Source organism: Streptomyces coeruleorubidus (assembly GCF_008705135.1).
GTDB lineage: Bacteria > Actinomycetota > Actinomycetes > Streptomycetales > Streptomycetaceae > Streptomyces > Streptomyces coeruleofuscus.
This window is the reverse complement of the sequence record NZ_CP023694.1, coordinates 17,731-31,224: the sequence shown is the minus strand read 5'-3', so window position 1 is coordinate 31,224 and position 13,494 is coordinate 17,731. Positions and strand designations below refer to the sequence as shown.

At 70.2% G+C, this 13,494-nt stretch carries 13 protein-coding genes; 9 read left to right on the top strand and 4 right to left on the bottom strand.

Going from position 1 to position 13,494, the window contains the following annotated elements; all coding sequences use genetic code 11:
- The first annotated feature begins 1 nt into the window (after position 1).
- The 6 genes from CP976_RS00150 (at position 2) to CP976_RS00125 (ending at position 7,495) form a co-directional block, all read left to right on the top strand.
- A complete protein-coding gene (locus tag CP976_RS00150) occupies positions 2 to 952 on the top strand; it encodes a carbohydrate ABC transporter permease (protein ID WP_150478434.1) in 951 nt (316 codons plus the stop codon).
- Positions 949 to 1,773 carry a carbohydrate ABC transporter permease gene (locus tag CP976_RS00145; protein WP_150478433.1) on the top strand — a complete coding sequence of 275 codons (825 nt, stop codon included), beginning with the start codon at positions 949 to 951 and terminating at the stop codon, positions 1,771 to 1,773. The genes CP976_RS00150 and CP976_RS00145 overlap by 4 nt, the downstream gene beginning before the upstream one ends.
- 14 nt (positions 1,774 to 1,787) lie before the next feature.
- Positions 1,788 to 2,804: a Gfo/Idh/MocA family protein gene (locus tag CP976_RS00140; RefSeq protein WP_150478432.1), complete on the top strand. Its 1,017-nt coding sequence runs from the start codon at positions 1,788 to 1,790 to the stop codon at positions 2,802 to 2,804.
- A complete protein-coding gene (locus CP976_RS00135) occupies positions 2,801 to 3,853 on the top strand; it encodes a Gfo/Idh/MocA family protein (protein WP_150478431.1) in 1,053 nt (350 codons plus the stop codon). The genes CP976_RS00140 and CP976_RS00135 overlap by 4 nt, the downstream gene beginning before the upstream one ends.
- Before the next feature lie 276 nt (positions 3,854 to 4,129).
- Positions 4,130 to 5,716 carry an amidohydrolase family protein gene (locus tag CP976_RS00130; protein WP_229876464.1) on the top strand — a complete coding sequence of 529 codons (1,587 nt, stop codon included), beginning with the start codon at positions 4,130 to 4,132 and terminating at the stop codon, positions 5,714 to 5,716.
- Between the two features lie 1,173 nt (positions 5,717 to 6,889).
- Positions 6,890 to 7,495, top strand: coding sequence for a dihydrofolate reductase family protein (locus CP976_RS00125; protein WP_150478430.1), 606 nt, complete (start codon positions 6,890 to 6,892; stop codon positions 7,493 to 7,495).
- 203 nt (positions 7,496 to 7,698) lie between these two features.
- On the opposite strand, the gene CP976_RS00120 is transcribed toward CP976_RS00125, so the two are convergent.
- Entirely contained in the window at positions 7,699 to 8,118 is a 420-nt protein-coding gene (locus CP976_RS00120) for an ester cyclase (protein WP_150478429.1), read from the bottom strand.
- A 91-nt stretch (positions 8,119 to 8,209) separates the two neighbouring features.
- Between CP976_RS00120 and CP976_RS00115 the strand changes: the two genes are divergently transcribed.
- Positions 8,210 to 8,770 (top strand): PadR family transcriptional regulator, encoded by a 561-nt coding sequence (locus tag CP976_RS00115; RefSeq protein ID WP_150478428.1) that lies wholly within the window; start codon positions 8,210 to 8,212, stop codon positions 8,768 to 8,770.
- A 20-nt stretch (positions 8,771 to 8,790) separates the two neighbouring features.
- Positions 8,791 to 9,771 carry an NADPH:quinone reductase gene (locus CP976_RS00110; RefSeq protein ID WP_150478427.1) on the top strand — a complete coding sequence of 327 codons (981 nt, stop codon included), beginning with the start codon at positions 8,791 to 8,793 and terminating at the stop codon, positions 9,769 to 9,771.
- 22 nt (positions 9,772 to 9,793) lie between these two features.
- Here the strand turns inward: CP976_RS00110 and CP976_RS00105 are convergent, their stop codons facing one another.
- From CP976_RS00105 to CP976_RS00095, 3 genes are all read right to left on the bottom strand, one after another.
- Positions 9,794 to 10,273 carry a hypothetical protein gene (locus CP976_RS00105; protein WP_150478426.1) on the bottom strand — a complete coding sequence of 160 codons (480 nt, stop codon included), beginning with the start codon at positions 10,271 to 10,273 and terminating at the stop codon, positions 9,794 to 9,796.
- A gap of 528 nt (positions 10,274 to 10,801) precedes the next feature.
- Positions 10,802 to 10,957: a DUF6131 family protein gene (locus tag CP976_RS42705; protein ID WP_167537242.1), complete on the bottom strand. Its 156-nt coding sequence runs from the start codon at positions 10,955 to 10,957 to the stop codon at positions 10,802 to 10,804.
- A gap of 369 nt (positions 10,958 to 11,326) precedes the next feature.
- Positions 11,327 to 12,589 carry a TolB family protein gene (locus CP976_RS00095; RefSeq protein WP_167537241.1) on the bottom strand — a complete coding sequence of 421 codons (1,263 nt, stop codon included), beginning with the start codon at positions 12,587 to 12,589 and terminating at the stop codon, positions 11,327 to 11,329.
- Between the two features lie 405 nt (positions 12,590 to 12,994).
- On the opposite strand from CP976_RS00095, the gene CP976_RS00090 reads away from it, so the two are divergent.
- Positions 12,995 to 13,321 (top strand): hypothetical protein, encoded by a 327-nt coding sequence (locus CP976_RS00090; RefSeq protein WP_150478424.1) that lies wholly within the window; start codon positions 12,995 to 12,997, stop codon positions 13,319 to 13,321.
- The last annotated feature ends 173 nt before the right edge of the window (positions 13,322 to 13,494 follow it).

Here is a 13,494-nt window from a genome sequence, read left to right as displayed (position 1 = left end):
CATGGCGACAACCACCACGCCCCGACGGGCAGCGCGCCCCGTCCGCAAGGACACCGGCCCGCCGCCCCACTCGCCGAGCACGACCCGCAGGCGCCGCCGCGCCGTGGCGTTGCTGTACGTCCTGCCGGCGCTGCTGCCGTACACCCTGTTCGCGGTCCTCCCGGCCCTGCACACCGCCTACCTGTCGCTGTTCGACTGGGACGGGGTGACCCTGCCGTCTTTCATCGGCCTCGACAACTACCGCCGTGTGGCCACCGATCCACAACTGCGGGCGGCGGCCTGGCACGCCGGGGCGCTCATCGTCTTCTTTTCCGTCCTGCCCATTGCCATCGGCCTGGTGTCGGCGGCCCTGGTCGCCCGCCGGTCGGGCCGCCGCGGCACCTCCCTGATCCGTACGCTGCTCTTCCTTCCGCAGGTCGTCCCACTGGTCGCGGTCGCCGTCATATGGCGCTGGGTGTACGCCGAGAACGGCACCCTCAACCAGGCCCTGCGCGCGATCGGCCTCGGCCGGCTGACCGACTCGTGGCTGGGCAGCTTCACGTGGGCGCTGCCGGCCGTCGGGCTCGTCGGAACCTGGGTGGTGGCCGGGCTGTGCATGGTGCTGTTCCTGTCCGGGACACAGCGCATCGACCAGGAGATCTACGAGGCCGCACGCATGGACGGGGCCGGCCCGGTCCGCGAGTTCTGGTCGATCACCGTCCCCCTGCTGCGGCCGGAGATGGCGGTCGCCCTGTCGATCACCGTGATCGCCGCCCTGTCCAGCTTCGACCTGATCTACATCACCACCGGTGGCGGCCCCGGAAACAGCACCGTGGTGCCCGGCATCCTCATCTACCGGCTGGCCTTCGGCGGCGGTGCCGTGGGCCTGGCCAGCGCGTTGGCGGTGGTCCTGACACTGGTCATCTCGGTGGCCGTCGTCCTCATCAACCATCTGGCCAGGGAGCGTTCATGACAGTGCGTCAGCGACGTGACGTCGCCGCGCCCGTCGTACTGACGGTCTTCGTGGCCGCCGTACTCGTCCCGTTCCTCTCCCTGCTCCTGGCATCCCTCCAGCCCGCGGGGACACCGCTGACCGGGCTGGCCCGGCCGGACGGCATCCACCTGGAGAACTTCGTCCACGCCTGGTCCGCCGCGGGGTTCGGCCCGCTGCTGCGCTCCAGCGCCGTGATCGCGCTCGCCGTCGTCCCCGCGGCCGTGGTGTGCGCCACCCTGGCCGGGTACGCGCTGGCCACCATGGACGTCCCCGGCGGCGGGAAGCTCTACGGCTACCTCCTGCTGGGGCTGTCCATCCCGACCGAGGTCACCGTCATCCCGCTCTACTACGACCTGCGAGCCCTCGGCCTCACCAACACGGTGCCGGGGCTGGCCCTCGCCGAGATCGCCGCCTTCATGCCGTTCGGCGTGTTCTGGATGCGGGCCCACTTCGCCACCGTGCCGCGCAGCCTCATCGAGGCCGCCCGGCTGGACGGGGCCTCCTCCTGGACGACGCTGTGGCGCGTGCTCATGCCCAGCTCCCGCCCGGCCGTGACCACCCTCGGCGTCCTGTACTTCGTGTGGAGCTGGAACCAGTTCCTGCTCCCGCTGATCTTGATCCAGGACCCGGCGAAACGCACCGCCCCGGCCGGACTGGGCTTCTTCACCGGCCAGTACAACGTCGACGTCCCCCTGCTCGCCGCGGCCACGCTGATCGTGATCGCCCCGGTCGTCCTCGTCTACCTGTTCTTCCAGCGGCACTTCATCAACGGCGTGCTCAGCGGCGCCCTCAAGGGCTAGGAGACCCCAACCCGATGGCACAACTCGACGTCGCGCTGATCGGCGCGGGCGGCATAGCGCGGGCCCACCTGCCGGCCTGGACCACGCTCGGCGCCCGCGTACGCGTCTACGCCCCCGACGGACAGGCCCCCACCCTCGCAAGCGAGTTCGGCCAGGCCGCGGTCGCCTCCCGCGAGGAGGCGATGGACGGAGCGGACGTCGTCGACGTCTGCACCCCCACCGACACCCACCGCGAGATCACCCTGGCCGCCGTGGCCGCCGGGGCACACGTCCTGTGCGAGAAGCCGCTGGCACTGAGGGCCGCCGACGCCGAGGAGATGGCCGCCGCGGCAGCCGCCGCCGGGGTCCGGCTCTACCCGGGGCACGTCGTGCGCTTCTTCCCCGCCTACGCCCGGCTGCACCCCCTGATCACCGGCGGCGGACTCGGCCGGGTCGCGGTGGCCCGGTTCACCCGCACCGGCCGCTACCCGACATGGAGCAGCTGGTTCGCCGACCCCACGCGATCCGGGGGGATCCTGGTCGACCAGATGATCCACGACATGGACATCGCCCGCTGGCTGTTCGGTGAGGTCGTACGCGTCCACGCCCACCAGAGCGGCCACCTCACCGCCCCGGCACCCGAGGGCGCGGTCGCCACCGGGACCGCGGTGCTCACCCACGCCACGGGCGTCATCAGCCAGATCGTGGGGGTGTGGGCGCCGCCGGCCACACCGTTCCGCACGACCTTCCACATCGCCGGCACCGGCGGAACGGTACGGCACGACTCGCTCGCCTCGCCCGGCCTCAGGATCGTCGGCACGGTGGGCACGGGGGCGGCGGACGGCATCCCGGCGGGCGACTTCGGCGAGTCGCCGTACACCACCCAGATACGGGAACTCGCCGACGCATTCGCCGGCGGGCCCGAGCCACGGGTGGGCGCGGCCGACGGTGTCGCGGCCGTCCGTATCGCCGCGGCCGCCGCCGATTCGGCCAGGACCGGGCGAGCGGTCGAGCTCCTCCCGCCACTCGCACCCGAAGGAGCAGCCGCATGAGGATCGCCGTACTGTCCTTCGCCCACGTCCACGCCCCGACCTACATCGAGCTGCTGCGCGGCCGCGACGACGTGGAACTGCTCACCGCCGACCCCGACGCCCCGCCGGACGATCCGGACCGGGGAGCGGCGCTGGCCGAGCGGCTGGGCGTGCCGTATCTCGCCGGCTGGGACGAGGTGTTCGCGCTGCGGCCCGACGCGGTCATCGTGACCAGTGAGAACTCCCGGCACGGGCACCTGGTCGAGCGGTCCGCGGCGGTCGGCGCGCACGTGCTGTGCGAGAAGCCGCTCGCCACCACGGAGACGGACGCCCGGGCGATGATCGACGCGTGCGCCCGCGCCGGAGTCGGCCTCATGACCGCCTACCCGGTCCGGTTCGGCGCGGCCTTTGCCGCCCTGCACCGCGCGGTGGAGGACGGCTCGCTCGGCCCACTCGTCAGTGTCCACGCCTCCAACAACGGCTGGAACCCCGCCGCGTCCCGGCCGTGGTTCGGTGACCCGGAGCTGGCGGGCGGCGGCGCGGTGATGGACCACACCGTGCACATCGCCGACCTGATGGACGTGCTGCTCGGCGGGGAACAGGCCGTGGAGGTCTACGCCCAGGCCAACGACGTCCTGGGTCCGGACGTCGGTGCCGGGGTCGAGACGGCGGGGCTCGTCACCGTCCGCTACCCGGGCGGTGTCGTCGCTGCCATCGACTGCAGCTGGAGCCAGCCGAAGGACCACCCGACCTGGGGCGGCCTGGCCCTGACCTGCGTGGCCGAGAAGGGGATCGTCGAGTTCGACGCCTTCCCCCGGCTGCTCGGCGGCTTCGACTCCACCGCCGCCCGCCCCCGCTGGGAACCAGGCGGTGACGACCTCGACGCGGCCATGCTGGAGGAATTCCTCGACGCCGCCCGCACCGGCCGCCGCCCCCGACCGGACGGCGAGGCCGGACTGCGGAGCCTGCGGATCGTTCTGGCGGCCTACGCGTCACTGCGGAGCGGCCAGCCTGTTCCCCTGCCCGACAAGAGGGAGGACAATCCCGGACGGATCCACCCGTCTGAGTGACCTGGTGCGATGTGTCGGCCTCGCGTCGGTGAGAGTGTGGCAGTGCTTCTGGGGGTCGTACTCAGGGTGCTGCGCCGGCTCCGCCTGAAGCTGGCCACGGCTGTATCGCATCCGCACGACGCCGGGCTCGTCGGCCCCGCAGTGGAGGCCCCCGGTGGCCCCAGCAACACCCTCATACACACCGTCTGGCCGCACTGTCCTATCGCCCTGTGTCCGCCAGAGTCGTGGGGGTCGGCGGACACGGCCGACGGAGTCACAAGCAGGAGGGGAAACAGCATGTCCGAAGCAACAGTTGGGGCACATCGCGGCCTGGACCGACGAGGGTTCCTGGCCGGGGCCGCCGTCGTGACGGGTACGGCACTGACGAGCACGGCGCCCGCCGGCACGGCACGCGCGGCCGCGACGAGGGCCGGAAACGGCGCCGACACCGGCCCGTTGGCGCTCACCCACGTCACCGTGATCGACGGATCGGGAGCACCCCCGGCCCCCGGCATGACGGTCGTCGTCGAGGGTGGCCGCATCACCGGCCTCGCCCCGAGCGCACGCACCCGGCTTCACCCGGACACCCGCACGGTCGACCTGACCGGCAAGTACCTGATCCCGGGACTGATCGAGGCGCACACCCACAGCGACGGCCCGGAGACAGTGATCCCGGCGCTGTACGCCCTCGCCGGCGTCACCACGGTCCGGGAGATGCGGGGCCAGCCGGTCCACCACGAGTGGCGCGAGAAGATCCGCAGCGGTGCACTGCTCGGCCCCCGCTGGGTGGTCGGCAGCCCCATCGTCGACGGCGCGCCCTCACTGTGGGCGGCCGACGTGGGCCCGACCATCGAGGTGCGCGACGCGGCCGAGGCCCGGCGCGCCGTACGGCGGGTCAAGCGCGAGGGCGCGGACTTCGTCAAGGTGTACTCCCGCCTGTCCCGCGAGGCGTACTTCGCTATCGCGGACGAGGCCCGGCGCCAGGGCATCCCTCACCTCGGGCACTGCCCCGACACCGTACGGATCGCGGAGGCGAGCGCCACCGGCCACCGCACCATCGAACACCTGCACGCGCTGCTCCTGGCCACCTCACGGCACGAGAAAGAGATACGGCGACGCCTGGCCGCCGTACGGATCGACCCGCGCGACCCCAGCAGCCTGTCCCGCTACCACAGCTGGTTCCAGCAGGTTCATCCCCTCGAATGGCGGGCGGTGCAGGGCTACGACCGGGACCGGGCGGACGCCCTCTTCCGGAGTCTGGCGGCTGACGGGACAGCTGTCGTCCCCACGCTCAGCGTGCACCGCACGCTGGAGCTGCCCGACGACGTTCCGTCCCGGGTCGAGGAGTGGAAGTACCTGCCCGCCTGGCAGGTGGAGAGCTGGCCGGACCAGCTGGCGGCCCTGACCGGTGGGCGCACCCCCGAGCAGGACCGGCAGATCCGCCGGATCTTCGCGCACCGGCTCCGGCTGGTGAGCGAGCTGCACGGCGCGGGTGTGCGGCTGGCGGCGGGCACCGACACCGGCACGGGATACCTCGTCCCGGGCTTCGCCCTCCACGACGAGCTGGCGCTGCTCGTGGCGGCCGGCCTCACCCCGGCTGAGGCCCTGCGCGCGGCCACGCGGGACGCGGCCCGCACCCTCGGCCTGCCCGCCGTCGGCACCGTGGCCCGCGGACAGGCCGCCGATCTACTCGTCCTCGACGCCGACCCGCTGCGTGACATCCGCAACACCCGCCGCATCCACGGCGTGGTCGTCGACGGCAGGTGGATCCCGCCGGAGGAACGCCGCCGACTGCTCGCGGCGGTGGAAGAGGCCGCCGCACAGACCCCGCCGCCCCGTGAGGGGGCGACCATGACGGGCTGCGGCTGCGGCGGACACCCCTGACAGCCCTCCGGCGGCGGCCTCGCCGACAAGTGGTGCCAGCCGCAGCTCAGAGACGCGCTGCTGCGGCGCCTGTCCGTCGGGGTGCCCTAATACAGCCGGCCGAGATCCGAAGGCGTCCGGGGCGCTGGTGACCCTGCTCAATAGCCGGAACATCGGGGAAGGACGATGAGTCCCGTCTGCATGACGACCCTGCCCTCGCCCGACGTCACTGTGCGCTCAACACAGCACGCCGGGCGCGTGCTTCACCAATTGCCCGATCCCCGCATCCTGAGGCCCACACCTGCGACTCCCGCCACAGGTGGTGCAGATCCCGCACCGGCTGCGCGAACGGATCCCCCTGGGGGCCGGGCAACGGCCCCCGTCGGTGCGCAGCTTGGCCAGCCGGCGCCTCGTCTGCTTGATCCGCACCCCAGGCGCGATCTCCCGGCCATGCCCAGGCAGACACTGGCCAACTCGGGCGACCGACCTCAACGGGACAAGGTCAGAACCAGCGGCTGGACTGGGCACGCTGATGGCGCTCTTTGAAATTGGCCGCCCCCTGCTCATGGGTGTCCCCACACCTGCTCGCGATTCCCCAGCTGTGGAATGACCTCCTGGGGCAGGGGCCCGTTTGTCCTCGGCCAATGATTAGGTCTGGTTAGCGATCCGGCGGCCGAGCTGTTCGAGGAACTCCTGCAAGCTGGACACGGTGACCTCGAAGTCGTCAAACCAGGAGGCCGTGGTGGACTTCCAGACTTGTCCGCTGGCTCCGATCGCGAACAGATGACCCCCGCCGTCGCTGGCGAAGACCAGCGCGATCGGTTCGCCGTCGATCGGAGCAGGGCCGTACTCACGGAAGTGCTCCGCCGCCGTCGCAGGTGAGTGGATGAAGTACCCGCTGTCGACGTCGGGCAGCGAAGCCGATCACCCAGTAGAGGGTGGTGGGCCGTTCGCGGGTGGGGCTGAGCTGGGGCTTTGACGGAACGCAAAGCGCCGTTCTCCATCGCGTGGAGATCATTATCCGACTGCGTGCATAGCGCAATCATGTGGGCCTCCGGCCCTCCGAATCAGTGCCGCTCCGTCGACCTGATCGGCTGCAGCGTCATGGGATTTCTCGCTACTCCACAGCGCGGCCGATGAGTTTGTGGCTCCCGGCCGGTCCAAGCTCGTGACACCCTAGGAAAGGACACCGCCATGTCGGAGCTTCTTGTCGACTTCATCACCTCCCTCGACGGCCACGCATCGGGAGAGGGATGGCCCGGGTTCTGGGGCCTCGAGGGCCCGGAGTACCTCGCATGGCTCGGCGAGCAGCCCAAGGCCACCTACCTGATGGGAGCGAACACCTACCGCCTGATGTCGGGCTTCGCCGCAGGCGAGGTCCCGAATGGCCAAGAAGATTTCAGGCCCGAAGAAGAGGCGTCCGTCGACGAGCTCACGCAAGCGTCCAAGGTGGTGTTCTCCTCCTCACTCGAGGAGCCACTGACGTGGTCCAACTCCACACTCGTCCGCGACGACGCCGTCGAGGCGGTCCGCGCCATGAAGTCGAGTGGCTCGGGGCTCCTCAGCACCATCGGCAGCCTCAGCCTGTGCCGGTCCTTGCTACGAGCCGGACTCGTCGACCGCTTCCGGGTCGTGATGTTCCCGGTGATCACCGGGGCCACGGGCGAAGAACGCATCTACGACGGCTATCCGGACGTTGCCCTCGAGATGATCGACCACCGCACGTTCGACGGCCGCATCCAGCTGGTCGAGTACAAGCCCCGCGTGCTCGAGCACCCGCCGCTCGGCGTCCCCGCGTGACGTCACCCCGTCCGCCGGTCTGGACGGCCGCAAGGCCGGCGCCGGCGGGCGCGGAGCCGTCCGGAACTGCCCGCACTGCGATCAGCCCGTCACCATCGTCGCCCTGCTGGCCACCCCGGAAGCGGCCCGTCCCACTGGTCCTCGGTAGCGCTGGCCACGGTGATCGGCACGGTGACCTTTTCTGTATGCGCTCCCTGCCTGCTTCATGGTGCCGGTACGGCACCGATCTGCTGCATGACTCCAAGGAGGTCGGGCTGACCTCGTTCGCCGACAATCCGGCCGTCGGCCAGGTAGTAGAAGTTCATGGCCTGTACCGAGACCCTGTTGCCGCTTGCGGGGATGCCGAAGAACTCACCGGCGTGCGTGCCGCGCATCGTGAACCGTGCAGCCACCGTGTCGCCTTCCCCGATCATCTCCTCCAGGGTCCACTGCACGTCCGGGAATCCACTGCGCATCATGCCGATGACCTCGATGTAGCCCTCGGGACCTCGAAGCGGCTCCGGATGACTCGGTGCGTGGAACACCGCGTCGGGAGAGATGACCTCGCGGCCAAGATCCTCATCGGCTGTGTTGATGAACTCGACGAAGCGGTTCATCACTGACTTCACGGCTTCGAGCGGCATGTTTCTCTCCTCATGGCGGTGGCATTCCGACTCAAGGTAACATCGATTCGATGTGTACATCGTTTCGATGTGATGGTGGGATGCTGAGGGCATGCTGGAACTAGCGATACTGGGCTTCCTGGCCGGGGGTGCTCTGCCCGGGCACGAGCTGCGCCGACGGGTTTCGCAGCTGACTGGCTACACGCGGCCGGTCAGCGACGGCAGTCTGTATCCGGCGATCAACCGTCTCACCAAGGCGGGCCTGCTGGAGCGGCGCGCCGACCCGGGTGCGGGCCCAGCGCGGTACGTACTGAGCCTGACCGGCGCCGGGCGCACCGAATTGCTGAAGCGGCTGCGCAAGCCGGCCGACCACGAGATCACCGACTTCACCCGCTTCTTCACTGTCCTGGCGTTCCTCTCGCACCTGCCCGAGGTGTCCGAGCAGCACGCGGTGCTGCGCAGACGGCTTGAGTTCCTGGAGGAGCCGGCGAGCTTCTTCTACGACGGTGACAGGCCGCTGCGGGCCGAGGAGGTGGCCGACCCCTACCGGCGCGGCATGCTGCTCACCGCCCGTGCCATCAGCAGCGCCGAACGCGCCTGGCTACACGCTGTTCTGGACGGTGACGAGCCCACCAAGAGCACTTCCTTTCCGCTCGACGAACCCGCGAGCTGACCGGCCCTGGAGGTACGTCCATGCTTGCATCCTGGTACGACGAACAAGGCCCTGCCGCCGATGTCCTGCACGTCGGCGAACTACCCGACCCCACCGCCGGCCCCGGCGAGGTCCGCGTCCGCGTCACCGTTTCGGGCGTCAACCCCGGCGACACCAAGAAGCGGCGCGGCTGGCTCGGCTCCTCGATGCCCTACCCGCGGGTGATCCCGCACAGCGATGCCGCCGGAGTCATCGACGCGGTGGGCGACGGAGTCGACGCCCACCGCGTGGGACAGCGGGTATGGGTGTACGGCGCCCAGTCCTACCGCCCCTTCGGCACCGCAGCCCAGTACACCGTCGTGCCTGCGGATCTGGCCGTTCCGCTCCCCGACCACCTCAGCGACGAACTCGGCGCCGGCCTGGGCATCCCTGGGATCACTGCCCACCGCACCGTGTTCAGCGACGGCCCCGTCGATGGACAGCTCGTGCTCGTGCATGGGGTGCTCGGCGGCGTCGGCTCCCTGGCCGCGCAGCTCGCCCGGTGGGGCGGCGCGACGGTGATCGGGACCGTGCGCCATGGCAGCGACCTGAACCGCCTCGACCCCGCCGTGGTCTCCCACGCCGTGGCGCTCGACGGGGACGACCCCGCCGCCGCGATCCGCGCGCATGCTCCCGACGGCGTGCACCGAATCATCGAGGTGGCCCTGTCCGATAATGCGGACCTGGACAACCTCGTCGCCGCGAACGGCGCGGTGATCGCCGCCTACGCCACCCGGGACGACCGACCCCGACTTCCATTTTGGCCCATGCTGTTCAACAACGTCACGGTGCGCATGTTCGGCAGCGACGACTTCGCCGAAACGGCGAAACGGCAGGCGGCCCGCGACCTCACCGCCGCAGCCGCGGTCGGCATGCTGACCGTCGCCATCGGCGACCTGTACCCGCTGGAGAAGATCGCCCAAGCCCAAGACCGTGTTGATACCGGCGGCCGAGGTCGCGTCCTGGTGACCATTCCCAACTGAACTGTGCCGGCACGAGGGCTGATCACTCGGGCCGCAGGAGTGGGGTGCCGTTCCGGCCGGCGATGTCGCGGAAGGTCGGGATGCCTAGCTCCACAACGGTGTTTCGGCGGACTTGTTGGGCGTCCAACTGGGCGAACTTGTCCTGGGCTCCGGCAAGACTGACCTCAAGCCCTTCCAGCTCGCCCAGCCAGCCCTCGCATTCGGCTTCGATGATGCGGGCCAGGAGGTTGTCGCGGACCTCGACCAGGCGGCCGCGGTGGTCGGGCTCGGGACGGAGCATCGAGCAGCGGACGCAGGCGTGTTCGTGGATGCACGAGGTACCGAACGCGCGAGCGCAGATGCCGACGGAGAGCTTGCGGCGCTCGAAGTGCCCAAGGAAGGCATCCCACTCCTCCGCGGTGGGGGTGTGGTATTCCTCGCTGGGGCGCAGCGAGCGGCGGCGGGCGATGAACGCGCGGTGGGCTTCGATGGCTTCGGCCGGGTAGATCGCGTTGTAGCCCATGGTGGTGTTGATGTCGGCGTGTCCGGAGATGACCTGGGCGATGTGGGGTGGCAGCCCCTGCGGATCGCGTCGGTGATGAAGATCCGCCGGAAGTCGTGCGGGTCGAAGTCCAGGGGGAGTCCGCTGGCGTCGGTCAGGCCGGTCGCTTCCAGGACGTCGTTGAGACATGCGCGCAGGAACTCGCCTCCCGTGCGGCGCGGGACGCACCGAGCCAGGAACTGCTCAAGGCCGTCGAGGAGGATCGCCCTTCCCCCGACTTCACAGGCGACTACGGCACCGGCACCCACATCCAGCGCTCGAAGGAGCACGGCGCCCTCGTCTACGGGGGCCCGGGGCATAGGCCGCTCGGACCACCAAGGCCGGCCATCGAACCCGTGCAATCCGGCGCCGACTGTCCCAGCGATGTCGCCACAGGCGCGGCGATCTGTCTGGCCAGTTCCTGGCTTACCCGGCACGCCCCGCACCCGATCCTGCGCCGCTGGACCAGCGACGCGGGGACGTCGGTTCGGTGTCGGGTATGGAGGCAGGTCACCAGTAGTGTCGGCGGCCGGCGACTGCGTGTCCCACGGATCCCATGATCCACAGGATGGCGCCGATGACCGCGAGGATGATCCCGATCGTCCACAGGATCGATATGCCGGTAACGAAGCCGACAACCAGCAGAATGATGCCGAGCAGGAGCATGATCGCCTCCGTTGCACAGTAGTGCTGGTTTCACTGTGGACCTCGCCACGGCATTAGGGAAGCCCTGGCCTCTTCTGAGCTCGCTGCGTGGTGTGACACCCCCAGCTCCTACGCATCCAGCGCGGCTGCGGTTGGTATCGAGCCTGGGGGTCGGCCTGCGACGGCCGGAGTACGGCGGCCAGTTTCTGGGCGCGAGTGTGCACAGCCGCGTCGCCGGGCTCTTCGCTACGTCCAGGCGTGTTCCAGATCGAGCACGGTACGCCGGCTTCCTCGTTGTTCGTCACACGATCATGGTGCCGAACGAGCCCTCCGGGGACGAGCTTCCATACGGCCAAACTCCAAGGTTCGGCCGGACCTTGAAGAACAAGCTCAGCGCAGCCGTCGCACATAGGCGTCCGCTTTCGGGCTGCGCGGGCCCGGCGCCAGGTTGTCTGCCGTGGAGGAGAAGGCCACCGTCCGAGCCCGGGCGTCGAGCGGCCGGTCCCCGGTGTCGGCCTGGACCGGGGTGCCGGCCGCGTCGGTGATCGCCACTCTGGTGCGGCCGTTGCGCAGGTCGCGCAGGTACCAGGTGCCAGGGTCCGACGTGCCCGCGAACGCCTGGAAGAGCAGGTACCGGCCGTTGCGGCTCAGCGCCCCGTCGGCGGTCGACAGGGCGGGGTCGGGCGCCTCGACGATGCGCAGGGCGTCGGTGCGCAGGTCGCGGACGAAGACGTTGGAACCGTCGCCGTTGGTGTCCTCGGGGCCGAGGTCGGTGGACGTCGAGGTGAAGGAGGCGTAGCGGCCGTTGCCGCTGATGCCGGCCTGGGACGCCCTGCCGTTGCCACGGGCGCCGTCGGGCGTGGTGTGCAGCGACCGGTGGGTCCCGGTGAGCGGGTCGGCCACCTTGACGTCGGAGGCCGGATTGTCGTACGGCCAGTAGCTGCTGTTCGTGTACACCATGACGCTGCCGTCGTCGCTGAGCAGCGGCCTGGTGGCCCGGTGCAGGGTGAACGGGTGCTTCGTCAGCTCCCCGGTGCGCATGTCGCGTACGGCGACCGACGCGCCCGGCCGGGGGACCGTCTCGCTCACGGCGAACGCGACATACCGACCGTCGGCGCTGACGGACGCGTGCAGCGCCCGCGTCAGGTAATTGCCGAGGTCGTTGCCGACGTACCTCACTTCCCCGGTCCGCAGGTCGCGCCAGTAGACCGACTGCTTGTCGTGGACTTCGCCCGGAATCAGGTCGGTCGAGGCCGACACGAAGACCACGTACCGTCCGTTCGCGCTGATGGCTCCCTCGGTGCCGCCGAGCCCGGACTGGCCTCCGGCGGCGTCGGTGCTGACACGCTGGGTGCGGCCGGTCCTCAAGTCCCGCAAGAAGACGTCCGGGGCGCCGTTCGTGTCATCGGGGACCAGGTTGGAGGCCGACGACGTGAAGACCGCGTAGCGGCCGTCGGCGCTGAGCGACGGGGCGTCCGACGCGCCGTCGGCGCCCTGGCTGAGGCGGACGGTGTGCCGGGCGCCCGGCTTCTTCCCGTGGTGCTCGCGGTGCGGGTCGTGCGGTGCCGCCTGTGCCCCCGTTGGCGCCAGCAGCGCCGCCGCGCACACGCAGGCGGTGACGGCCACGGCTGTGGCTCCGAGTCTGCTTCGCATGGATGTGTTCCCCCTTGACTCGTGCGGACGTGGACACCGCCGGGGGCTCGGCATGCCCGGCGCGCCAGGCATCGGCGGCGGCCGTCAGCGTCGACCGGGCGGTCACCGGACGTCGCGGCGGCAGGCGGCGCGCCTCCGATAAAACCCCAACTGCCGCCCCAGGACAATCCGATGAATGTGGTACAACCAGGCGGCGAGATCAGCGGTCCGTACGCGTGCTCAGTCCCGGCAGACTGCACGAGGACTGAGAAGCCGCGCAGTCGGCCATGCAGTGACGGGTGGCCGACCACGGCCCGGGACGTACCGACCATGGCCCTGATCATTGCAGGAGCCGCGCCGGGGCCCGCCACGAGGAAGGCGTACTCGCTCTGTCAGCAGACGAGGCCACGGCCCCTGAGTAGCCTTGTGCACCATGGTGTTGCTTGTGATCATCGCCACTATCAGCTTGGGCACGTTCGTCTGGCTCACGTTGATGGGGGCCGTGATGAGCCATGCGTTGGCCTCGTCAGCTTCCTGCTGTACCTCGTTGGAGCCGGAATCATCTTCGCTATCGGCTACTTCACCGTCCGCCAGGTTTTCGACCTGTCTGAGCAGCGGAGCCTGGTCGTCGGCGCGGCGCTCCCGGTGGTCTATGGAGCCAGTCGCCTCATCTGGCTGAAGTTGGGGCTGCCCACGCCGCACAGCGACTACGACCGCTGGCGCAGACAGGACCACCGGGACTACTGGAGCTGACGGGCACCGAACCGGGCGGCTCCCCGCAGCCCGTCCCGGTCGGTGAGTCCGCCAGGCCCGAACGGTGACGGCGACTTCCACGCCGGGGACCCCGCCAACCAGGCCCCGCGCCTGCCCTGGCCCGGCGAGAACGTCTGTGCCAGCCTGGAGTCGTTTCACCCGAAGAATGCCGA